This is a genomic window from Aeromonas sp. sif0611, from assembly GCF_019218845.1.
Lineage (GTDB): Bacteria > Pseudomonadota > Gammaproteobacteria > Enterobacterales > Aeromonadaceae > Aeromonas > Aeromonas media.
This window is the reverse complement of record NZ_JAHUWU010000012.1, coordinates 25,393-46,816: the sequence shown is the minus strand read 5'-3', so window position 1 is coordinate 46,816 and position 21,424 is coordinate 25,393. Positions and strand designations below refer to the sequence as shown.

Here is a 21,424-nt window from a genome sequence, read left to right as displayed (position 1 = left end):
TTGAGAGGGATCTCTCTCATGCATAGGGAAAACACTGAAATCACAAGAAGGCGAATCTGTGCCAATCACTATGCCTCCCCCCAGCACGCCTTTGGCCTTGATGCAGGTATTGCCCGCTCTACCTATAAAAATGCCGGCGCTGGGCCGGCATTTCCATCAGAGGATACGCAACTCTGGCGGCACCTCGAATACTACGTTTTCCTCGCGACCAGGGTGTTCTGTCACTATCGTGCCCCCCAACTCACGCAGACGGGCGATGACATTTTGTACCAGCACATCGGGGGCAGAGGCCCCCGCGGTCACCCCGATACGCTCCACACCGTCCAACCAGCCCGGTTCGATCATGGAGGCATCGTCGATCAGGTAGGCTCGCGCCCCCACCTTCTCGGCCAGCTCCCGCAGGCGGTTGGAGTTGGAGGAGTTGCGCGACCCCACCACCAGCATGGCATCCACCAGCCCGGCCATCTCCCTAACTGCATCCTGACGGTTCTGGGTGGCATAACAGATGTCATCCTTGCGCGGCCCCTGGATCTTGGGGAAGTGCTTGCGCAAGGCATCGATGACGTCAGAGGTCTCATCCACGCTCAGGGTGGTCTGGGTGACGAAGCAAAGATCATCCGGGTTCTTCACCTTGAGCCTGGTCACATCCTCCGGCGTCTCCACCAGATACATGCCCCCTTCCTGATTCTCGTACTGCCCCATGGTGCCGATCACCTCGGGGTGGCCCGCGTGACCGATGAGTACGGCCTCGGATCCCTTGCGACTGGCACGATGGACCTCCATGTGCACCTTGGTCACCAGTGGACAGGTGGCATCGAACACCTTGAGGGCACGGGACTTGGCCATCTCGCGTACCGTCTTGGCAACGCCGTGGGCGGAGAAGATGACGATGCTGTCGTCCGGCACCTCGTCCAGTTCCTCGACGAACACGGCTCCCGCCTCCTTCAGCTTGTTCACCACATAGCGGTTATGCACCACCTCGTGACGGACATAGATAGGGGCACCGAACTTCTCCAGCGCGCTCTCGACTATGCTGATGGCACGGTCGACACCGGCGCAGAAGCCACGCGGGTTAGCCAGCAAAATATCCATCAGCTCACCTTTTCCTCGTCATCCACGCCCAGGATCTCCACCTCAAAGGTAACGGTGTGGCCCGCCAGCGGGTGGTTGAAATCGACCGTCACCGACATGCCTTCCACCGCCCGGATGATCCCCGGCAATTCGCTGCCGTTGGGCTGATCAAACAGGATGATGGTACCGACCTTGGGTTCCACATCGGCACCAAACTTGGCTCTGTCCAGATGGTAGATGTTGTCGGGATTGGAGAGGCCAAAGGCCTCTTCCGGCGGCAATGTGAAGCTCTTGCTATCACCTTGCTTGAGCCCCAGCAGGCACTGCTCGAAGGTGTTGGTCAGGCTGCCATCCCCCATCCGCAGGCGGGCCGGTTTGCCGTGCAGCGCCGTGCTGTCAGCTACCGAGCCGTCTTCCAGCTTGATAGAGAAGTGAAACAGCACACTGCTGTCTGCAACAATCAGCCGGCTCATTGCGTCACGTCCTTCTTCTTTTCACTGCGAAAACCTTCCAGCACTATCATGGCGGCGCCGATGAAGATGAAGCTGTCGGCCAGATTGAATGCAGGCCAATGAGCTCGCTGCCAATAGAAATCGAGGAAATCGACCACGTGGCCCAGCACCAGCCGATCAAAGACATTGCCAAGCGCCCCGCCGATGATGAGCGAATAGGCGATGCCGCTCCAGCGCTGAGCGACGGACTGCTTGCGCAGCCAGTGGATCAGTAAGCCACAGATGGCAAACGCCAGCACCGCGAAGAACCAGCGCTGCCAGCCGCCCTGATCAGCCAGGAAGCTGAAAGCCGCCCCCTTGTTGTAGACATGGACCAGGTTGAAGAAGGGGGTGATCTCCACCCCCGGGTAGCCAAATGGCAGCAGCTTGACCACGGCGAGCTTGCTCGCCTGGTCCAGTACAAAGGCCAGCACTGCCAGCCACAGCCAACGCAGGCCGCTTTTATGGTGAGTCATGTTCATCAGGCAAATTGACGAGTTTCGCCGTCACCCTCGACGTTGGTGACGCAGCGGCCACAGATCTCTTCGTGACCGGCGATGGTGCCCACGTCTTCCACATGGTGCCAGCAGCGGTCACACTTGGCGGCGGCAGACTGGGCCACGCTCAGCCACAGGTCGTCGCGCTCGGTCGCCACGGCGTCTGCCGGGGCGGTATCGACGCTGACAACCTTGGCCTTGGAGGTGAGCAGCACGAAGCGCAGCTCATCGGCCAGGGCGTTCAGACGCGCGGCCAGTGCCGGCTTGGCGAACAGGGTCAGCTCGGCCTGCAGGGAGCCACCGATGCGCTTCTCGCCACGGGCCACTTCCAGTGCCTTGTTCACTTCACCGCGCACGGTGAGGATCTCGGCCCAGAAATCGTCGTTGAGGGTTTCACCCGCTTCCAGCCCGAACAGGCCGTCATACCACTCCTCGGTGAACACGAACTCGCCGCGCTCACCCGGCAGCAGTGCCCAGATTTCATCGGCGGTGAAGCTCATGATCGGCGCCATCCAGCGCACCATGGCCTCGGCGATGTGATAGAGGGCGGTCTGGCAGGAGCGACGGGCCAGGCTGTCGGCCTTGGCGGTGTACTGACGATCCTTAATGACATCCAGATAGAAGGAGCCCATCTCGATGGAGCAGAACTGCATCAGCTTCTGGGTCACGCCGTGGAAGTTGTACTCGTCGAATGCGGCCATGATCTCGGCCTGTACCGCTTTGGCACGACCCACGGCCCAGCGATCCACCACCACCATGTCGGCAGGCGCAACCATGTCGGTCGCCGGATTGAAGCCGTTCAGGTTGGCCAGCAGGAAGCGGGCGGTGTTGCGAATACGACGATAAGCATCGGCGGAGCGCTTGAGGATCTCGTCGGAGACGGTCATCTCGCCGGTGTAGTCAGTGCTCGCTACCCACAGACGCAGGATATCGGCACCCAGCTTGTTCATCACGTCCTGCGGGCTGACCACGTTACCGATGGACTTGGACATCTTGCGACCCTGGCCATCCACGGTGAAGCCGTGAGTCAGCACCTGGTTGTACGGGGCCTTGTCTTTCATCGCCACGCCGATCATCAGGGAGGACATGAACCAGCCGCGGTGCTGATCAGAACCTTCCAGATACATGTCGGCCGGGTTGCCGTTAAACTCGGGACGAGCGTCGACCACTGAGGAGTGGGTTGAACCGGAGTCGAACCAGACGTCCAGGGTGTCAGGCACCTTGTCGTACATGTCGGCATCGGCGCCCAGCAGCTCGGCCTTGTCCAGATCCCACCATGCCTGGATGCCGGACTGCTCGACCCGCTTGGCCACTTCGTGCATCAGGCGTACGGATTCCGGGTGCAGCGCCTGAGTCTCTTTGTGAACAAACAGGGAGATAGGCACACCCCAGGTACGCTGACGGGAGATACACCAGTCAGGACGGTTCTCGACCATCGCCTGAATACGGTTTTTACCCCAGGCCGGTACCCAGCCGCTCTGGCCGTGTTGTTTGATACCGTCTTGCTCGATGCGCTCGATCTCTTCCAGCGCGCGCTTGCGCAGTCCCTTCTGTTCCATGCTGATGAACCACTGCGGAGTGGCACGGAAGATGATCGGGGTCTTGTGACGCCAGCAGTGCGGGTAGGAGTGATTGAACACCTTGTGATGCAGCAGGGCGCCGCGCTCGGTCAGTACCTCGACCACAGCGGCGTTGGCCTTGAACACATGCTGGCCAGCAAACAGTTCGGTATCCGGCAAGTAAACGCCGTTGCTGCCAACCGGGTTGGCCACTTCCAGACCGTACTTCTGACCCACCACAAAGTCTTCCTGACCGTGGCCAGGGGCGGTGTGTACCGCGCCGGTACCGGCATCCAGAGTGACGTGGTCACCCAGTACCACAGGCACGTCGAAGCTGTAGAAGGGGTGGTTGAAGCGCAGCAGCTCGATCGCCGCGCCCTTGGCGTAGCCCAGATTGTGGAACTTCTCGATACCGGCGCGATCCATGACGTCCTTGACCAGCTCGGCGGCCAAGATCAGACGCTCGGGGTGCTCGCCTTCAACCTGCACCAGCGCATAGTCCAGATCGGCGTGCATGGCGATGGCGCGGTTGGCTGGCAGGGTCCACGGAGTAGTGGTCCAGATCACCGCAGAGATCGGGCCCTTACCGGTGTGGCCTTCGGCGCAATCAAACTTGGCGGCAACGGTCGCCTCATCAACGGCCTTGAAGCGCACGTCGATGGAGGGGGAGTTCTTGTCGTAGTACTCCACTTCAGCTTCAGCCAGCGCGGAGCCACAATCGGTACACCAGTGCACCGGCTTGGAACCTTTGTGCAGGTGGCCATTTTCAACGATCTTGGCCATGGAACGGATGATGTTGGCCTCGGTGCCAAAATCCATGGTCAGGTAGGGGTGTTCCCAGTCACCCAGCACACCCAGACGGATGAAGTCGGTCTTCTGCGCTTCGATCTGGGTCTTGGCGTATTTGCGGCACTCGGCGCGGAATTCGGCAGCGGAAACCTTCTCGCCCGGCTTGCCGACCATGCCTTCCACTTTCAGCTCGATAGGCAGACCGTGGCAATCCCAACCCGGCACATAGGGGGAGTCGAAGCCGGAGAGGCCCTTGGACTTGATGATGATGTCTTTGAGGATCTTGTTGACCGAGTGACCGATGTGAATGCTGCCGTTCGCGTAGGGAGGGCCATCATGCAGAATGAAAGAAGGCTTGCCCGCTTTGGCGCGGCGAATGGCGCCGTAAAGATCCTGATCGTACCAACGCTTGAGCATGTTGGGTTCGCGCTTGGCCAGATCGCCACGCATCGGAAACTCGGTTTCCGGCAGATTCAGGGTGTGTTTATAGTCGCTCATCAGTCCTGGGTTCCCTTCTTTTCTAAAAGAGTGCTGGGTAAATTGAATGGTGGCAGCCCGAACCAGGCTCGGGCCGCCAGGGCATCTCGTTCGATCTGCTCTTTCAAGGCGGTGAAAGAGGCAAACTTCTGCTCTTCGCGCAGCTTGTGGCGAAGCAGCACCTTGACCTGCTGACCGTATAGATCACCAGAAAAATCAAATAGATGTACTTCCAATCTGGCTTGTGTACCGCTCAAGGTCGGCCGTACACCCACATTGGCGACGCCGGGGAAGGTCTTGCCGGAACATAACACTTCCACCGCGAACACGCCACCGACCGGGATCACCTGCCGTTTGAGCGCGAGATTGGCCGTAGGAAAACCTATGGTGCGCCCCAGCTTGTCGCCGTGGGCCACCCGGCCGCTGATGGCATAGGGGCGGCCGAGCATCAGCTCCACCTCCGCCATCCGCCCTGCCTTCAAGGCCTCGCGCACCAGGGTGCTGCTGACCCGCTGGCGTTCGACCTGGAAGCTCTGGGTGCTGATCACCTCGAAGCCGAAGCGGTGGCCCGCCTCCTCCAGCAGGTGGAAGTCCCCTTCCCGCCCCTTTCCGAAGCGAAAATCATCACCCACCACCAGGTAGTGCACGCCAAGTTTCTCCACCAGCAGCTGCTCGATGAAGGTGCTGGCGGCCTGCTCGGCGAAGCGGTGCGTGAACCGCACGCAGAGCATGCGATCTATCTGCATCCCCTTGAGCGCTTCGTACTTCTCTCGCCAACGGCTGAGCCGGGCAGGGGCGGCATCTCCCGCAAAGAGCTCAAGGGGCTGCGGTTCGAACAGCATGACGCAGGCGGGCAGGCCAAGCTGGGCGGCTTTCTCCTGCAGCCGGGCCAGCACAGCATGGTGGCCCTGATGAACCCCATCGAAGTTGCCTATGGTCAATACACAACCCCGGTGGCGGGGCTTGATATTGTGAATGCCGCGAATGAGTTCCATCAGTGCCTTGTGCGTTGCTGCCATGGAAATCGGCGGATTATATATCAGGCAGCAGGCAGGGTCAGCCCTGCTGTTGACCCGATTTCAGGTATCTGGCCCAGATCCCGAGCCTCTTCAGCATCACTGCTGACCCGATTTCAGGTGTCTTGGTCTGACCCCCAGCACCAGCAGGACGATCCCGTACAACGCCCCCCCAAGGCAGAGCAGCAGGGTCAGCTCCATGCTTGCCTTGCCCATGCTCCAGGCTACCCACTGGGCGAGATCCGGCGACAGATAACCAAGCAGGCCCCCCATCAGCAGGGTCGCTGCCAGCAGCTTGAGGCAGAACACCCCCGTGTTGCGGGAAGGACGATAGACCGCCTGCTGATACAACCCCTTGAACAACAGAGCCGCATTCAGGGTACCGGAGCAGGCGGTGGCGAGCGCCAGCCCCACATAGCCCAGGGGATAGATGAAGATGAGGTTGCATACCATGTTGGCCACCATGGCCATGATGCCGATCCGCACCGGGGTCCTGGTGTCCTGGCGGGCGTAGTAGCCAGGGGCCAGCACCTTGATCAGCATCAGCGACAGCAAGCCCGTGGTGGATGCCAGCAGGCTGGCGCTGGACATGGCCACCTCGTGCATGCCGAACTCGCCGCGCATGAACAGCACCCGCAGTATGGGCTCGCGCAATACCGCAATCCCTACCATGGCGGGCAGGCCGAGCAGCATCACCATGCGCACCCCCCAGTCCATGGTGCGGGAGAAGTCGGCCGGATCCGCATCCACATGCTTCCTGGCAAGCGCCGGCAGGATCACAGTGCTGATGGCGACCGCGAACAGGCCAAGGGGGAACTCCAGCAGGCGATCCGAGTAATAGAGATAGCTGATGGCACCGGTCGCCAGGAAGGAGGCCAGCATGGTGTTGATCAGCAAATTGATCTGGCTGACCGAGACGCCGAACAGCGCCGGTATCATCAGGGTGCGGATCTTGACCACACCGGGATGGTGCCAACCCCACTTGGGCCACACCAGCATGTTGATCTGACGCAGGAAGGGGTACTGGAACAGAAACTGCACCAGGCCGCCGAGGAAGACGCCGATCGCCAGCGCGATCTCGGGCCGCTCCAGCAACGGGGCTATCCACCAGGCCGCCGCAATCATGGTGAGGTTGAGAAACACCGGCGTGAAGGAGGAGACGGCGAAGCGACCGAAGGTGTTGAGAATGGCACCGGCCATGGCGGTGAAGGTGATGAACCAGAGATAGGGGAAGGTAATCTTGAGCATCAGGCTGGCCAGCTCGAACTTCTCGGCCGCCGGCCCGCCGTGCAGCCAGTCCCAGAACCAGCCCCAGCCGAACAGGGCCGTCAGCACACCGGAACCCAGCACACCGAGCAGGGTGACTATGGTGACAATGCCGCCAAGGGTGCCCGCCACTGCGGCCAGCAACTCGCGAACAGCCTGTTCGTCACCGTTTTTCTTGTACTCCGTCATCACGGGAACAAAAGCCTGGTTGAAGGCCCCTTCGGCGAACAATCGGCGCAGGAAGTTAGGAATGCGGTTGGCGAAGAAGAAGACGTCTGCGGCCACCCCGGCACCGAGCAGATTGGCGATGACCACATCGCGCACCAAGCCCATCACGCGGGACGCCAGCGTCATTCCGGACACTATCATGCCGGATTTGATCAATTTCTTACTCAAGACGAGGCCTCTGGAACTGTCAGAAAGAAAAGAATGCTGTTAGAATCGGCCGACAGTTTAACCGTCTCCCATCTGACACACCACCGGGGGGCGGTGTTTATTTGCACAAATCATTTGACAATATGTGGTTGGGAAGGCATATTTCCGGGCCTTTTCAATACACTCGCTAAGACAGTTTTAGGAGTTTTACCTTGGCTAACATCAAATCTGCTAAGAAGCGTGCTCTTCAGTCAGAGAAACGTCGTCAGCACAACGCCAGCCGTCGTTCCATGACCCGTACTTACCTGAAGAAAGTGATCGCTGCCATCGCCTCTGGCGACAAGGCTGCTGCCACTGCCGCTTTCGCTGTTGCTCAGCCGATCATGGATCGTATGGCGACCAAAGGCCTGATCCACAAGAACAAAGCTGCTCGTCACAAGAGCCGCCTGTCTGCCCAGATCAAAGCTATGGCTTAATCAGCTCCGGCTGAACAAAGCTAAAAAAACCGGCCCTAGTGCCGGTTTTTTATTTGGGTTCGCTGCAATACAACCTGTGCAACAATCCAATCATCTCGCGTACCTCGTGGCTGCGCAGCGAATAGTAGACCGTCTGGGCCTCTTTTCGTGTCGTCACCAACTCATCGCGCCGCAGCACCGCCAGATGTTGTGACAGCGCCGATTGACTCAGTCCAAGTACCTCGTTGAGTTCCCCCACCGACAACTCCCGCTCCAGTAACTGGCACAGAATAAACAAGCGCCGCTCATTGGCCAGCGCCTTGAGCAGGGTGACCGCACGTCCGGCATTCGCCTCCATCTCTTCCAACTGCATCGCATTCCCTCCCCTGCAAGACAGGAATCATACCCCCTGCCTCATCGATTTAAAATGACAGGGTTGCTGGCTGAATGGTGGTGAAGTCCTCCTGACCGGCAAACAGGAAGGAGAAATCACTCTCGCACACCCGCTTCACCGCCGGATGCTGGATCATCCGCTCCGCAAAGATGACGTAGTACTCCTCCATCAGATCCTGGGTTTCTCCGATCAGCATCACCTCCTCCCCCTCCAGAATCTCCTCCCGATAGATGGTCGGCGCCATGAAAATACCCTGATTGAAGAAGCCAAACGCCTTCATCAGAGCCGCATCGTCGAACTCACCCAGGATGCTGGGAGAGATCCCCTGCTGCTCGAACCACTGCGTCAACTGTCGACCCATGGCGGTACGCCGGCCCGGAATGAGCAGCTTGCGCTCCTCCAGACAGGCGGGAAAAGGCTTTTCGGGCAGCGGCGCCTTGCAGAAGAAACTGACGCCACACCCCCCCAACCGCTTGGAAAGCAGACCGGCGTGCTGGCTGGAGTCCACCGGGCAGTCGGAGAGGATCATGTCGAGCTTGTGTTCGCTCAGTTGCTCCAGCAGCAGCTCGTGAGTCGATTCGAAGCAGCGCAGGTGGATGGAGCCGTCATTGGGGATGACAGAGAGCAGCACCCGACTGGCGAGGCGCTTGGAGAGTGCATCGGCAATGCCGACGTCGAACAGGATCTGGCTCTCCTTGCGGTAGTTGACGATATCCAGCATCTCGTAAGAGAGGCTGAACATCTTGTCGGCATAGCGAAACACCAGTTGGCCCAGTTCGGTAGCCTCGAGGGAACGCCCCTTGCGGATCAACAACTTGCCGCCCAGGCGCTGCTCCAGCAGCTTGATCTGACCGGTGACGGTCTGGGGGGTGAGAAAGAGGGCTTCCGCCGCCTGGGTGACGGAGCCCTTCTTCTGAGTCATCCAAAAATAATAGAGATGGTTGTAGTTAAGGTGTGACATCCGGTGGGGTTCCCGCGCCGCGCGGGCTCCGATAGCAGCTGAGTTCAACCGCCAGAATGTCATACATGTCGCTGACCGAGTCAACTTTGTTTGCACCGAACTGCTCTTGCAGGGTGAGCTTGAGGCGGGCCGGATCCGGCATCCGCTCCCCGCAGTAACGCTTGTTCGACTGCTTGACTCTCTCGCCAGCCCGGCTGCTAAGGGCACGTTCGGCAAAGGTCTCGCCGAATTGGGCCTTGGCCTGCTTGTCTCCCAGCATGAGGGCGCTGTCCACCACCCCATTGAGGTAAGCCGAACAACTGGCCGACGTTGCATCCTGCTGGCACTCCGCCAGGCTATTCGCCCAGAGTGCCGGGCTCGCCAGCATGACTAACCATCCGAGTCTTCTCATAACCCCTCCGTGCTTTGATTCGCCTCCCGATTGGGCAGCGATGTCCGCAGGGCGATAAAACCGATCACGGCCGCCAGGGTGGATCCCACCAGGATACCGAGGCGTGAGTAGCTGCCGTAGTCCAGTCCGCCATGCTCGAATGCCAGCGACGCGATGAACATCGACATGGTAAAGCCGATGCCACACAGGATGCTGACGGCAAAGATCTGCTTGAAGTTGACGCCACTCGGCAGCTGGGCAATGCCGAGTTTCACCGACAGCCAGCTGATGGTGAAGATGCCGAGGGGCTTGCCGATGAAGAGCCCCAGTATGATGCCCATGGGCACCGGGCTGAGCAGATCCGACAGCTGGATCCCGTCGAGGGAGACACCAGCGTTGGCAAAGGCAAACAACGGCAGGATCAGATACGCGCTCCAGGGGTGCAGCGCATGCTCCAGGTGCTTGAGCGGCGAGGCATAACGCTGCCCGGAGATAGGGATCATGAAGCCAACGATGACGCCAGCCAGGGTCGCATGAACACCTGACTTGAGCACGGCCACCCAGAGCACCAGACCCACCAGCATGTAAAGGCCGATCCTGTCCTCACCACGGCGATTCATCCAGAGCAGAGTAAGGGTCGCCACTATGCCGACCGCCAGTGCGGTCAGCGACAGCTGTTGGGTATAGAACAGCGCGATGATGATGATGACCCCAAGGTCATCCATGATGGCCAGGGCCAGCAGGAAAACCTTCAGGCTGGTCGGCACCCGTTTGCCGAGCAGCGCCATCACCCCGAGGGCGAAGGCGATATCGGTCGCAGCCGGGATGGCCCAACCGGCCCGGGTGACTTCGTCCTCGTAGTTGAAGAAGGCATAGATGAGCGCAGGGGCCAGCATGCCGCCTACGGCGGCGATGGCCGGGAAGGTGGCCTGCACCCGGGATGAGAGCGCCCCCTCCAGCATCTCACGCTTTACTTCCAGCCCGACCAACAGGAAGAAGAGCGCCATGAAGCCGTCGTTGATCCAGAGCAGCAGCGGCTTGTTGATGTCCAGGGCAGCAATGCGCACCTGTACCTGAGTATTGAGGAAACTCTGATAGTGCTCCGCCAGGGCAGAGTTGGCCAGACCGATGGCCAGCAAGGCGGCCAGGATCAGAATTATTCCGGAGGCTGACTCCAGTTTGAGAAATCGCTTGAACACATCGCTCATGGTCTAACTATCCATAAAATTGTACTTTTTCAGTCTAGGGGCCGAGTGAACCAATGAAAAATCGTTTCTAGCTGCCAATAACAACGGAAAAACCGAAGGCAAAATAAATCATGTCTGCTATAAGCACGTTTTACCCCGCCTTCTCGAACCTGTTCGTCATTCATTTCTTTGCATATTCATTCTTGTCAGGAATGAAAAAGGCGCCCGCAGGCGCCTTTCGAACAGATGGAATAGCATAGCGGGAGATCCCGCCGAGAGCCGCTCGCCATCATGGCGGATGCAGGATCAGATGGCGACAGGGGCCTTGATACCCGGGTGAGGATCATAGCCCTGGATCTCGAAATCCTCGAACCGGTAGTCGAAGATGGAGTCCGGCTTGCGCTTGATCACCAGCTGCGGCAAGGAACGCGGCTCGCGGGAAAGCTGCAGCGCCGTCTGCTCCATGTGGTTGGAGTAGAGGTGCACATCGCCACCGGTCCAGACGAAGTCGCCCACAGCCAGATCGCACTGCTGGGCCATCATGTGGGTCAGCAGGGAGTAGCTCGCGATGTTGAATGGCAGACCGAGGAAGACGTCGCAGCTGCGCTGATAGAGTTGGCAGGAGAGCTTGCCGTCCGCCACATAGAACTGGAAGAAAGCATGACAAGGGGCAAGCGCCATCTTGTCCAGCTCTCCCACGTTCCAGGCGGAGACGATGATGCGGCGGGAGTCCGGGTTGTGCTTGATGTCATCCACCGCCTTCTGGATCTGGTCGATGACGGTGCCATCGGCCGCCGGCCAGGAGCGCCATTGGGCACCATAGACAGGGCCCAGATCGCCATGCTCGTCGGCCCACTCGTCCCAGATGCTGACGCCGTGCTCTTTCAGGTAGGCGGTATTGGTGTCGCCATTGAGGAACCACAGCAATTCATGAATGATGGAGCGCAGGTGACACTTCTTGGTGGTGACCAGCGGGAAGCCTTCCGCCAGATTGAAGCGCATCTGATGACCGAACAGGGAGACGGTCCCCGTGCCGGTGCGATCGGATTTGACTGTACCTTCATCCAGGATCTTCTGCATCAGCTCGAGATATACCCTCATTGCTTTGCCTCCTTCGCTGCGTTGCCAAACAGCTGCGGACGCTTGTAGGCAACCCAGATCATCAGGGCGCCGATGATGATCATCGGGGTGGAGAGGATCTGGCCCATGCTGATCTCCTGGAAGTAGAGACCCAGCTGACTGTCAGGCTGGCGTACGAACTCCACCAGGAAGCGGAACAGGCCGTAGAACAGCAGGAACATGCCGGAGATGGCGCCCCGTGGCGGGTTCTTGCGCCAGAACAGGTTCAGGATGATGAACAGCACCACACCTTCCAGGGCGAACTGGTAGAGCTGGGAGGGGTGACGCGGCTCGGGGCCTGCCTCCGGGAAGATGATGGCCCAGGGCACGTCCGTGACCCGGCCCCACAGCTCGCCGTTCATGAAGTTGCCGATACGGCCGACGCCGAGACCGAATGGAATGAGCGGTGCCACAAAGTCCGCCACGGTGAAGAAGTGACGCTTGGTCTTGTGCGCAAACCAGATCATGGCGGTGATGACCCCGATCAGACCGCCGTGGAACGACATGCCCCCGGTCCAGATCTTGAACAGGTAGGTGGGATCGGCCAGGAAGAGATCGAAGTTGTAGAACAGCACATAGCCGATACGACCGCCCAGGATCACCCCGAGGAAGCCGTAGAACAGCAGGTCAGACACCTCGTTGCGGGTCCAGCCACTGTTGGGCGCGTCGGCGCGGCGGCCTGCAAGCCACATGGCAAAGGCGAAACCAAACAAATACATGAGACCATACCAGCGTACCGATAGTGGTCCCAAACTGAATGCTACGGGATCAATCTGCGAGAAAACCCAATATCCGTCATGCTGCATGGCGCGGCCCCAGTCATAAGAAAAGCCGCATTCTCCGATCATTCGTCAGCAGGAACAAGACTGAATATCAATCGGGCAGCTTGGTCTTGTGACCCGCGCGCAGCAAACCGCCAAGACCGTGCTCTTCCAGGTAGCGGGCAAACAGGCCACGGAGCACGTGGGGATTGTCGTGCTTGAGGCCATCGGCCATCAGCGCCTTCAGCTCGCCGAGATCGGATTGACGCAACACGTACTTGATGCGGGAAATGTTGTGGGTGTTCATGCTGAAACGGCGATAGCCCATGGCCAGCAACAGCAGCACGCCGACCGGATCCCCGGCCAGCTCGCCGCAGACCGAGACCGGCTTCTGGTAACGATGGGAGGCATCGACCAGCAGTTGCAGGGCGCGGATCACCGCGGGGTGGAAGGCGTCATAGATACTGGCGACCCGGGCGTTGTTGCGATCCACCGCCAGCAGATACTGGGTCAGGTCATTGCTGCCCACCGACCAGAAGTCGATGAGGGGGGCCATCTCCGGCAGGATGTAGAGGGCGGAGGGCACCTCTATCATCACCCCCAGGCTGGGGTAGCGGATCACCGCATCGCGGCTCGCCGCCTCTTCCGACACTTCACGCCAGGCCTGATCCAGCAGCCGGCGGGAGGCCTTGATTTCACTGACGCTGCTGATCATCGGCAGCATGATGGCCAGATTGTCCAGCCCTTCGCTGGCGCGCAGCATGGCCTTGAGCTGCACCAGGAACAACTCGGGGTGATCCAGGGTGAGCCGGATCCCCCGCCAGCCAAGGAAGGGATTTTCCTCCACGATGGGGAAATAGGGCAATTGCTTGTCCCCCCCCACATCCAGGGTGCGCATGCACACCGGGCGATCACGATAGGTCTCCAGGATCCCGCGATAGCGCGCCGTCTGCTCCCATTCGGAAGGGAAGCTGTCCTGCAGCATGAAGGGGATCTCGGTGCGATAGAGCCCGACCCCATCCGCCAGATGATTGAGGGAGATCTCGGTGTCGGCGCTGAGGCCGGCGTTGAGCAGCAGGGAGACAGGGGTGCCGTCAGCCGTCTCCGAGGGTTGATTGTCTACGCTGCGCACCAGGGTATCGAGCGCCCGCTCCTCGTTCAGCAGTTGCCGGTACTCGGTCAGGATCACCTGATTGGGCTCGATGAAGAGATCGCCGCTGTAGCCGTCGACCACCAGAGTGCGCCCACCTATGTCGCCGAGGGGCAGATCCACCCCCATGATGGCCGCCACCCCCATGGCACGGGCCAGGATGGCAGCATGGGAGTTGGTCCCCCCCTTGAGGGAGACCACACCGCTCAGAAACTCCCGCGGGATCTCGGCGAGTATGGTGGCGGTCACCTCGTCGGCGACCAGCACCACCGGCTCACCTATGGTGAGCTGCTCGGGTTCGTCCTGCACCAGACGGCTGATAAGCCGCTGGGCGATGTCTTTCACATCGGTGGATCGCTCCCGCAGATAGGGATCTTTCATCCCCTTGAACTGATCGATCAGCCGATCGCTGATGATCTTGACCGCGGAGATGGCGGTCCAGTGCTCCTTGCTGACCTTGTTGCGGATCGGCTTGATGTAGCCGGGATCGTTCAGCAGGTGCAGATAGATGTCGAAGATGGCGACCGAATCCTGGCTGTAGCTCTCGCGAAAGCGCAGCGCCAGGCTCTCCAGATCGTGGCGCACCTCTTCCACCGCAAGCTCCAGCCGGGCCAGCTGCTTGCCGTGCTCCTCATCCTTGCGCGGGGTGATGCTGTTGAGCGCCTTGCGCGGACGCCACACCCAAGCCTTGGCGATGGCGATGCCGCTGGCACCGGCGATGCCACGCAGCGGCTTGCTCCAGTCAGTCTTCTGCAACCAGCCCTTGGCCTGGGCCTGGGCGATGCGGGCCGCCAGTTGCGCCGCCAGGGTGACCATGAAGGACTCTTCCCCTTCATCGAACAGCCGGCTCTCTTTCTGCTGCACCACCAGAATGCCGACCACCTGACGCTGGTGCATGATGGGGGCACCGAGGAAGGAGCGAAACGCCTCTTCCGCGACATCGGGCAGAAACTTGAAACTGGGGTGAGAAGGGGCATCGGCCAGGTTGATCAGCTCTTCCCGCTGGCCCACCAGACCGACTATGCCCTGCTCGAACGGCAGGGTGGCCTTGCCCACCGCCGATTCGGCCAGCCCATCGGTCGCCGCCAGTCGATAGCGGCGCATGTCGGGCTCGGCGACATAAACGGAGCAGCAGTCCACCATCATGGCAAGCCGGGTCTGGCTCACCAATGCTTGCAAGGCCTGTTCGAGGGTGTTGGCCTCGGCCATGCTCTCGACGATGCGTCTGAGTTCCGTCAGCAACTAATTGTGCTCCTTAGCGCGAGCGGTTGCGCCGCCCATCCTTTCGATTAACCTGCACCACCGGCACCGGCATGGCCAGCGGGGCAAACTCCTTCATCACCCGGCGGTAAACTTCCCGCTTGAAGGAGACGACCTGACGAACCGGGTACCAGAAGCTGACCCAACGCCAATCATCAAATTCCGGGTGACCATGACAGCCGAACTGGATCCTGGACTCTTTGCCAGGCTCGAGCTGCAACAAAAACCATTTCTGCTTCTGGCCAATACAGACCGGTGAACTGTCCCAGCGAACGAGTCGTTTGGGTAAGCGGTACTTCAGCCAGTTGCGACTGGTCGCCAGTATGGTCACATCGTCGGGCTTGAGGCCTATCTCCTCATACAACTCACGATACATGGCCTGTTCCGGCGATTCACCATCATCAACCCCCCCCTGCGGAAACTGCCAGGAGTGCTGCCCATAGCGCTTAGCCCACAATACTTGCCCGTCACGGTTACAGATCACGATGCCGACATTGGGACGAAATCCGTCGCCATCTATCACGTGATCACCTTATAAAGGCTGAATCTATAAAGAGATTGTTCCACATTCACCCCGTGGCGGCAAACAGGGACTGTCATCTTCCACTCATGAATAACTTGGCATTTCAAGCAAAGTTATAAACAAACCTGAAGAACAAGCTCCGCAAGTTGCCCACCCAGACTGTGCATAAGCCTGTGATCAAGCGGGTATATACAGTAGTTTTATACTACGACTTCAAATCATGCCGTATCATACCCGATTCATATAAAAACAGAATATTCATTTAAATACATATAGTTAATATTTAAAGACTGGATCAAGATCCATGTCTTTTGCGCCCAAGGATCCTGGCTGTCAATTGTGAACAAGTTCGACTGTTCAAAGATCCACCAAGGCTAGTTTATCCACAAGGATGGCGCATTATCTGCACCGATATGGCGAGAAAAATCGGTGTGCTCTCACATTTATTTCTGATGCCAGGCCCTGTATCACCACTTTATGTCAGTTATCCAAGATTTCTGTGGATAACTATGTGCAACAGCCAGGCCAAACCCTTGGACAACTCGTTGTAACCGGGATCCTCCCGTTCTCCAGGCTGGAGAAAAAAGTCAAACTCCTTTAAAATCATTGCCATAGATGATAATTCACAATCTTGCCCCCCCTGTGCATAGCCGGGCAAGGATCGGTTACAAAAACAGCGATCCTCTGTCAGGATCACACTTGTCCACCCCCTTCTCGCCAACAGGAGCCCCTCATGCCCGCCAATCCACAGTCAGAGCAGGAATTGCTGGCGCGCGCCTACGCCATGGCCGGCTTCACCCTGGCCCAGCTCGCTGCGACGGCCGGCATCCCGGTGCCACGGGATCTCAGACGGGACAAGGGGTGGATCGGTCAGTTGATCGAGTGGCAACTGGGCGCCAGCGCGGGCAGCCGGCCGGAGCAGGACTTCCCCGATCTCGGCATCGAGCTCAAGACGATCCCGATCGATCCTCAGGGCAAACCACTGGAAACCACCTTCGTCTGCGTCGCTCCCCTCATCGGGATCAGTGGCCAGCGCTGGGAGGAGTCCAATGTGCGCAACAAGCTGTCGCGGGTACTCTGGATCCCGGTGGAGGGCAGCCGCACCATCCCCGTCGGTGAGCGCCGGGTAGGCATGCCCTTGCTGTGGAGCCCGAGCGAAGAAGAAGACAGGTTGCTGCGTCAGGATTGGGAGGAGCTGATGGACATGATAGTGCTGGGGGAGGTGGAGCAGATCAGCGCCCGCCACGGTCAGGTCATGCAGCTGCGCCCCAAGGCGGCCAACAGCAAGGCACTGACCCGTGCCATTGGCCGCAATGGCCAGCCGATCCAGACACTGCCAAGGGGCTTCTACCTCAAGATTGAGTTCACTCACCAGTTGCTTCGGCGTCATTTCGCCCTGCCTGCCTGATGATTGCTATCAACATCCTTGTCATAAAGTGATATAAAAATGAACAGCACTACTTTCTTCGCAGCCAGTGACAAGGAGTCGATATGCCGATCAACAAGCAATTTCTCAAGTCCCGCCCCGAGGTCAAGGTGACCTTCGCAGTGGAAAAAGAGGCCGCAGGCGAGGCCGAACAGGTCTTGCTGCTGGGGGAGTTCAGCCAGTGGCAACCCATTGAATTAAAAAGAATGAAGAGCGGGGAGTTCAAGGCGACCCTCAACCTTCCCACCGATGGCCCCAGCCATTTCGAGTATTGCTATCAACTGGTGCAGCCAGACGGGGAGACCCGTTATGACAACGACTGGGAAGCGGACGACTATGTGCCCGGCCCCTTCGGGCGCGATAACTCTGTGGTGCGGGTCAGTCAACCAGGTTGAACCCACCGCCTCAAATGAGGGATACAAAAAAGGCTCGCCATTGGCGAGCCTTTTCACTACCTGTCGAGCTATTCGTCGACATACCGACACCAATTCGAATCGAATTAGTTGAGCTTCTCTTTGATACGAGCAGCTTTGCCGGACAGGTTGCGCAGGTAGTACAGCTTGGCGCGGCGAACATCACCACGACGCTTCAGTTCTACACTGTGGATCAGCGGAGAGTGAGTCTGGAATACACGCTCAACACCTTCGCCGTTGGAGATCTTGCGAACGGTGAAAGCAGAGTGCAGACCGCGGTTACGCTTGGCAATAACGATGCCTTCGAAAGCCTGCAGACGCTCTTTACCACCTTCTTTAACACGAACTTGAACACGTACGGTGTCGCCCTGGGCAAAAGCCGGGATGTCGGTACGCAGTTGCTCTTGTTCAAGCTGCTGAATAATCTTGCTCATTGTCTTTCCTTACCTAGGATAAACTGAAAACTCTACTTAACGCTGTCACGCACTTCGCGGACATACTCGGCAAGAAGTGATTCTTGCTCGTCAGTCAGAGCTAGGTTGTTAATAAGTTCCGGCCTTCTCTGCCAGGTTCGTCCGAGCGACTGCTTGAGACGCCAGCGCCGAATCACTTCGTGATTGCCGCTTGTCAGCGCCTCGGGCACCGCCAATCTATCCAACAACTCCGGCCGAGTGTAGTGGGGATGATCCAGCAAGCCATCCGTGAAGGAGTCCTGCTCGGCACTGGCCTGATCGCCCAAAACCCCCGGGACCAGACGCGAAACCGCATCGATCAGGGTCATGGCAGGCAACTCGCCACCACTTAACACGTAATCCCCGATAGACCACTCTTCGTCGACTTCGGTTTGTATCACGCGCTCATCGATACCTTCGTATCGACCGGCGACCAGAATCAGTTTCTGATTCGTCGCCAACTCGGTTACGCCCGCTTGAGTCAGCTTGCGCCCCTGAGGAGAAAGATAGATGACTTTCGCCCCGTCTCCCGCCGCTTGCTTGGCTGCATGAATCGCATCACGCAGCGGCTGAACCATCATCAGCATCCCTGGCCCACCACCATAAGGACGATCGTCGACCGTACGGTGTTTGTCGTGGGTGAAATCCCGAGGGTTCCAGCACTCAATTCGCAGCAGGCCACTCTTGACGGCCCGACCCGTTACCCCGTGCTCGGTAATGGCTCGGAACATTTCCGGGAAGAGGCTAATCACCCCAATCCACATAAGAAACCTCCGGCACCCGTGTTAGCGCGGGAAACTAGAAACCAGGATCCCAATCAACTTCGATTGTTCGAGCAGTCAGATCAATATTCTTGATCACCTGCTCTTCCAGGAACGGGATCAGCCGCTCCTTTGCACCAAAGGCATCTTTTACATTGGCCTCAACCACCAACACATCGTTGGAGCCGGTTTCCATCAATTCGGTCACCTTGCCCAGGTCGTATCCCTTGGTGGTCATCACGGAGCAACCAATCAGGTCACGCCAGTAGAACTCACCTTCAGGCAACGCAGGCAACAGATCGGCGGCTACGCCAATCTCGACATTGGTCAATGCCAGGGCATCCTCGCGCACATCGATACCATCGAGCTTGCAGATCAGACCCTTGTTGTGACGCTTCCAGGCCGAAACCTGAATCTCACGCCATACCCCGTTCTGATTGATCAGCCAGGGGTTGTAATCGAAAATCGCTTCGGCAACATCGGTGAAGGAGTTCACTTTAAGCCAGCCCTTGATGCCGTAGACGGTACCCAGGGTGCCCAGAACTATAGGTTTTTCCACCTTAACTCCTTACCGCTTGGCTGATTAAGCAGCTTTTTTAGCGTCTTTGATCAGCTTGGCAACACGGTCAGAAACAGTGGCACCAGTAGCAACCCAATGCTCGATACGAGCCAGGTCCAGGTTCAGCTTTTCAGCGTTACCAGCAGCAACCGGGTTGAAGAAACCAACGCGCTCGATGAAGCGACCGTCACGGGCGCAACGGCTGTCAGAAACTACTACCTGGTAGAACGGACGCTTTTTCGCGCCACCACGTTGTAAACGAATGGTTACCATATCGTCCTCATGAACATCTAATGAACAAGGCCTGCAAATACGCAGACCCTAGCTTAAAATAAGCCGCGTAATTCTACTTGGATTCGTAATAATTGCAACCAAGCCTGCTATTTTTTGCGCAGGAGTTGGCATGAAAAAGGCTCACCGAAGTGAGCCTTTTTGCCTGACAAGCAGGAAAATCAGAACGGACCGCGTCCGCCACCACCGAATCCGGGTGGCAGCATGTTCTTCATCTGGCCCATCATCTTGCGCATGCCACCCTTGCCGGACATCTTCTTCATCATGCGCTGCATCTCGGTGAACTGCTTGAGTAGCTTGTTCACGTCCTGCACCTGCATGCCGGAACCCGCGGCGATGCGACGCTTGCGGGAGCCCTTGATGAGATCGGGGTGAGCACGCTCCTTTGGCGTCATGGAGCTGATGATGGCCTCCATCCGCACTGTGATCTTGTCATCCATCTGATCTTTCACGTTATCCGGCAGACCGGACATGCCGGGCAGCTTGTCGAGCATGCCCATCATGCCGCCCATGTTGCGCATCTGGGCCAGCTGCTCGCGGAAATCTTCCAGATCGAAGCCCTTGCCGCTCTTGACCTTGCTGGCCAGCTTGGCGGCTTTCTCCTTGTCGACGTTGCGTTCCACCTCTTCGATGAGAGACAGCACGTCCCCCATGCCGAGGATGCGGGACGCGAGTCGGTCCGGGTGGAAGGGCTCAAGGGCATCGGTCTTCTCGCCCATACCGATGAACTTGACCGGCTTGCCGGTGATGTGGCGCACCGACAGGGCGGCACCGCCGCGGGCGTCGCCGTCCGCCTTGGTGAGGATGACGCCGGTGAGCGGCAGCGCTTCGTTGAACGCCTTGGCGGTATTGGCAGCATCCTGACCTGTCATGGCATCCACCACGAACAGGGTCTCGACCGGCTTGATGGTGGCGTGAAGATCCTGGATCTCCGCCATCATCTCGGTGTCCACGTGCAGACGACCGGCGGTATCGACGATCACCACGTCATAGAATTTCTTGCGCGCCTGATCGATGGCGGCGATGGCGATCGCCACTGGTTTCTGGGTCACATCGCTCGGGAAGAAATCGACCGAGATGTCATTGGCCAGGGTCTCAAGCTGCTTGATCGCCGCCGGGCGGTAGACGTCGGCACTGACCACCAGCACCTTCTTCTTGTGGCGCTCCTTGAGCAGCTTGGCGAGCTTGCCCACAGTCGTGGTCTTACCGGCACCCTGCAGGCCCGCCATCAGGATGATGGCCGGCGGCTGGGCGGCCAGATTGAGCTGCTCGTTCGCCTCTCCCATGACGGAAACCAGCTCGCCATGCACTATCTTGATGAAGGCCTGGCCCGGGCTCAAGGACTTGGCCACTTCCTGGCCGACGGCACGCTCTTTCACGCGGGCAACGAAGTCACGCACCACCGGCAGGGCCACGTCCGCCTCGAGCAGCGCCATGCGCACTTCACGCAAGGTATCCTTGATGTTCTCTTCGGTCAGCCGGCCACGGCCACTGACATTGCGCAGGGTGCGCGAGAGTCGTTCAGTCAAATTCTCAAACATGACGCATTCCGATTCTTGGCATAACTAGTGGGGCATTATACCCCAGTCAGCACTGTGGGGACGATTACTCACCGCTTGCGGCGGTGACCCGCCATCGAATGAGCGGGTGTAACAAATGGAGGGCATTATACCCCAGTCAACGCCGGAGGACGATTATTCGCCGCACGGTGCTGTCAGCTGCTACTTATATATGGGCAGTTAGCCCCTGGCACAACTGGCGAGCATATCTTGTGCAAGGTATACTGCCCCTCTTATCCATA

Annotated in this window: 22 protein-coding genes; 3 read left to right on the top strand and 19 right to left on the bottom strand. The window is 58.8% G+C overall.

Annotated elements, in window-relative coordinates:
- Window positions 1-156: 156 nt before the first annotated feature.
- From ispH to murJ, 6 genes are all read right to left on the bottom strand, one after another.
- Complete coding sequence (gene ispH / locus KW824_RS19625; RefSeq protein ID WP_218410788.1) at window positions 157-1,092, bottom strand: 4-hydroxy-3-methylbut-2-enyl diphosphate reductase; 936 nt, start codon at window positions 1,090-1,092, stop codon at window positions 157-159.
- The gene (gene fkpB, locus KW824_RS19620; protein ID WP_218410787.1) at window positions 1,092-1,544 is read right to left on the bottom strand and encodes an FKBP-type peptidyl-prolyl cis-trans isomerase; all 453 of its coding nucleotides are present in this window, start codon (window positions 1,542-1,544) and stop codon (window positions 1,092-1,094) included. The genes ispH and fkpB overlap by 1 nt, the downstream gene beginning before the upstream one ends.
- A complete protein-coding gene (gene lspA / locus KW824_RS19615) occupies window positions 1,541-2,044 on the bottom strand; it encodes a signal peptidase II (RefSeq protein ID WP_182786607.1) in 504 nt (167 codons plus the stop codon). Before lspA ends, fkpB begins: the two co-directional genes overlap by 4 nt.
- Complete coding sequence (gene ileS, locus KW824_RS19610) at window positions 2,044-4,905, bottom strand: isoleucine--tRNA ligase (protein ID WP_218410786.1); 2,862 nt, start codon at window positions 4,903-4,905, stop codon at window positions 2,044-2,046. The genes lspA and ileS overlap by 1 nt, the downstream gene beginning before the upstream one ends.
- On the bottom strand, window positions 4,905-5,879 hold the full coding sequence (gene ribF, locus KW824_RS19605) for a bifunctional riboflavin kinase/FAD synthetase (RefSeq protein ID WP_025325710.1): 975 nt from the start codon (window positions 5,877-5,879) through the stop codon (window positions 4,905-4,907). Before ribF ends, ileS begins: the two co-directional genes overlap by 1 nt.
- Before the next feature lie 120 nt (window positions 5,880-5,999).
- On the bottom strand, window positions 6,000-7,562 hold the full coding sequence (gene murJ / locus KW824_RS19600; protein WP_218410785.1) for a murein biosynthesis integral membrane protein MurJ: 1,563 nt from the start codon (window positions 7,560-7,562) through the stop codon (window positions 6,000-6,002).
- A gap of 191 nt (window positions 7,563-7,753) precedes the next feature.
- Here murJ and rpsT point away from each other — a divergent pair, with 191 nt between their 5' ends.
- Window positions 7,754-8,017, top strand: a complete 264-nt coding sequence (rpsT, locus tag KW824_RS19595; protein WP_005308808.1) for a 30S ribosomal protein S20 — start codon at window positions 7,754-7,756, stop codon at window positions 8,015-8,017.
- A 49-nt stretch (window positions 8,018-8,066) separates the two neighbouring features.
- Here rpsT and KW824_RS19590 read toward each other — a convergent pair whose 3' ends face one another.
- The 8 genes from KW824_RS19590 to rppH all read right to left on the bottom strand — a co-directional run bounded on the left by KW824_RS19590 (window position 8,067) and on the right by rppH (window position 15,721).
- The gene (locus KW824_RS19590) at window positions 8,067-8,369 is read right to left on the bottom strand and encodes a metalloregulator ArsR/SmtB family transcription factor (RefSeq protein ID WP_005332359.1); all 303 of its coding nucleotides are present in this window, start codon (window positions 8,367-8,369) and stop codon (window positions 8,067-8,069) included.
- Between the two features lie 49 nt (window positions 8,370-8,418).
- Window positions 8,419-9,351: a transcriptional activator NhaR gene (gene nhaR / locus KW824_RS19585; protein ID WP_005332358.1), complete on the bottom strand. Its 933-nt coding sequence runs from the start codon at window positions 9,349-9,351 to the stop codon at window positions 8,419-8,421.
- Window positions 9,338-9,718 (bottom strand): hypothetical protein, encoded by a 381-nt coding sequence (locus tag KW824_RS19580; protein WP_171274280.1) that lies wholly within the window; start codon window positions 9,716-9,718, stop codon window positions 9,338-9,340. The genes nhaR and KW824_RS19580 overlap by 14 nt, the downstream gene beginning before the upstream one ends.
- 20 nt (window positions 9,719-9,738) lie before the next feature.
- On the bottom strand, window positions 9,739-10,929 hold the full coding sequence (nhaA, locus tag KW824_RS19575; RefSeq protein WP_218410784.1) for a Na+/H+ antiporter NhaA: 1,191 nt from the start codon (window positions 10,927-10,929) through the stop codon (window positions 9,739-9,741).
- A gap of 285 nt (window positions 10,930-11,214) precedes the next feature.
- A complete protein-coding gene (thyA, locus tag KW824_RS19570) occupies window positions 11,215-12,009 on the bottom strand; it encodes a thymidylate synthase (RefSeq protein WP_182786608.1) in 795 nt (264 codons plus the stop codon).
- Window positions 12,006-12,833, bottom strand: a complete 828-nt coding sequence (gene lgt / locus KW824_RS19565; RefSeq protein ID WP_041207083.1) for a prolipoprotein diacylglyceryl transferase — start codon at window positions 12,831-12,833, stop codon at window positions 12,006-12,008. The genes thyA and lgt overlap by 4 nt, the downstream gene beginning before the upstream one ends.
- A 67-nt stretch (window positions 12,834-12,900) precedes the next feature.
- Window positions 12,901-15,180 (bottom strand): phosphoenolpyruvate--protein phosphotransferase, encoded by a 2,280-nt coding sequence (gene ptsP / locus KW824_RS19560; RefSeq protein ID WP_041206408.1) that lies wholly within the window; start codon window positions 15,178-15,180, stop codon window positions 12,901-12,903.
- A gap of 13 nt (window positions 15,181-15,193) precedes the next feature.
- Window positions 15,194-15,721 carry an RNA pyrophosphohydrolase gene (gene rppH / locus KW824_RS19555; protein WP_041206409.1) on the bottom strand — a complete coding sequence of 176 codons (528 nt, stop codon included), beginning with the start codon at window positions 15,719-15,721 and terminating at the stop codon, window positions 15,194-15,196.
- Between the two features lie 733 nt (window positions 15,722-16,454).
- Between rppH and mutH the strand changes: the two genes are divergently transcribed.
- Window positions 16,455-17,129: a DNA mismatch repair endonuclease MutH gene (gene mutH, locus KW824_RS19550; protein ID WP_042649812.1), complete on the top strand. Its 675-nt coding sequence runs from the start codon at window positions 16,455-16,457 to the stop codon at window positions 17,127-17,129.
- An 83-nt stretch (window positions 17,130-17,212) separates the two neighbouring features.
- Window positions 17,213-17,542, top strand: a complete 330-nt coding sequence (locus tag KW824_RS19545) for an isoamylase early set domain-containing protein (RefSeq protein WP_025325698.1) — start codon at window positions 17,213-17,215, stop codon at window positions 17,540-17,542.
- Window positions 17,543-17,646: 104 nt separating this feature from the next.
- Here KW824_RS19545 and rplS read toward each other — a convergent pair whose 3' ends face one another.
- The 5 genes from rplS to ffh form a co-directional block, all read right to left on the bottom strand.
- Entirely contained in the window at window positions 17,647-17,994 is a 348-nt protein-coding gene (rplS, locus tag KW824_RS19540; RefSeq protein WP_005313505.1) for a 50S ribosomal protein L19, read from the bottom strand.
- Between the two features lie 32 nt (window positions 17,995-18,026).
- On the bottom strand, window positions 18,027-18,776 hold the full coding sequence (trmD, locus tag KW824_RS19535; protein ID WP_218410783.1) for a tRNA (guanosine(37)-N1)-methyltransferase TrmD: 750 nt from the start codon (window positions 18,774-18,776) through the stop codon (window positions 18,027-18,029).
- Between the two features lie 34 nt (window positions 18,777-18,810).
- Window positions 18,811-19,332: a ribosome maturation factor RimM gene (gene rimM, locus KW824_RS19530; RefSeq protein WP_005332346.1), complete on the bottom strand. Its 522-nt coding sequence runs from the start codon at window positions 19,330-19,332 to the stop codon at window positions 18,811-18,813.
- 24 nt (window positions 19,333-19,356) lie between these two features.
- Window positions 19,357-19,605, bottom strand: coding sequence for a 30S ribosomal protein S16 (gene rpsP, locus KW824_RS19525; RefSeq protein WP_042649810.1), 249 nt, complete (start codon window positions 19,603-19,605; stop codon window positions 19,357-19,359).
- A gap of 179 nt (window positions 19,606-19,784) precedes the next feature.
- Window positions 19,785-21,164 carry a signal recognition particle protein gene (gene ffh / locus KW824_RS19520; RefSeq protein WP_182786612.1) on the bottom strand — a complete coding sequence of 460 codons (1,380 nt, stop codon included), beginning with the start codon at window positions 21,162-21,164 and terminating at the stop codon, window positions 19,785-19,787.
- Window positions 21,165-21,424: the final 260 nt, after the last annotated feature.

Coding starts and splice junctions, on each gene's coding strand:
- ispH (WP_218410788.1), bottom strand. CDS start 1,092: ATGGATATTTTGCTGGCTAACCCGCGTGGCTTCTGCGCCGGTGTCGAC.
- fkpB (WP_218410787.1), bottom strand. CDS start 1,544: ATGAGCCGGCTGATTGTTGCAGACAGCAGTGTGCTGTTTCACTTCTCT.
- lspA (WP_182786607.1), bottom strand. CDS start 2,044: ATGAACATGACTCACCATAAAAGCGGCCTGCGTTGGCTGTGGCTGGCA.
- ileS (WP_218410786.1), bottom strand. CDS start 4,905: ATGAGCGACTATAAACACACCCTGAATCTGCCGGAAACCGAGTTTCCG.
- ribF (WP_025325710.1), bottom strand. CDS start 5,879: ATGGAACTCATTCGCGGCATTCACAATATCAAGCCCCGCCACCGGGGT.
- KW824_RS19590 (WP_005332359.1), bottom strand. CDS start 8,369: ATGCAGTTGGAAGAGATGGAGGCGAATGCCGGACGTGCGGTCACCCTG.
- nhaR (WP_005332358.1), bottom strand. CDS start 9,351: ATGTCACACCTTAACTACAACCATCTCTATTATTTTTGGATGACTCAG.
- KW824_RS19580 (WP_171274280.1), bottom strand. CDS start 9,718: ATGCTGGCGAGCCCGGCACTCTGGGCGAATAGCCTGGCGGAGTGCCAG.
- nhaA (WP_218410784.1), bottom strand. CDS start 10,929: ATGAGCGATGTGTTCAAGCGATTTCTCAAACTGGAGTCAGCCTCCGGA.
- thyA (WP_182786608.1), bottom strand. CDS start 12,009: ATGAGGGTATATCTCGAGCTGATGCAGAAGATCCTGGATGAAGGTACA.
- lgt (WP_041207083.1), bottom strand. CDS start 12,833: ATGCAGCATGACGGATATTGGGTTTTCTCGCAGATTGATCCCGTAGCA.
- mutH (WP_042649812.1), top strand. CDS start 16,455: ATGCCCGCCAATCCACAGTCAGAGCAGGAATTGCTGGCGCGCGCCTAC.
- KW824_RS19545 (WP_025325698.1), top strand. CDS start 17,213: ATGCCGATCAACAAGCAATTTCTCAAGTCCCGCCCCGAGGTCAAGGTG.
- rplS (WP_005313505.1), bottom strand. CDS start 17,994: ATGAGCAAGATTATTCAGCAGCTTGAACAAGAGCAACTGCGTACCGAC.
- trmD (WP_218410783.1), bottom strand. CDS start 18,776: ATGTGGATTGGGGTGATTAGCCTCTTCCCGGAAATGTTCCGAGCCATT.
- rpsP (WP_042649810.1), bottom strand. CDS start 19,605: ATGGTAACCATTCGTTTACAACGTGGTGGCGCGAAAAAGCGTCCGTTC.
- ffh (WP_182786612.1), bottom strand. CDS start 21,164: ATGTTTGAGAATTTGACTGAACGACTCTCGCGCACCCTGCGCAATGTC.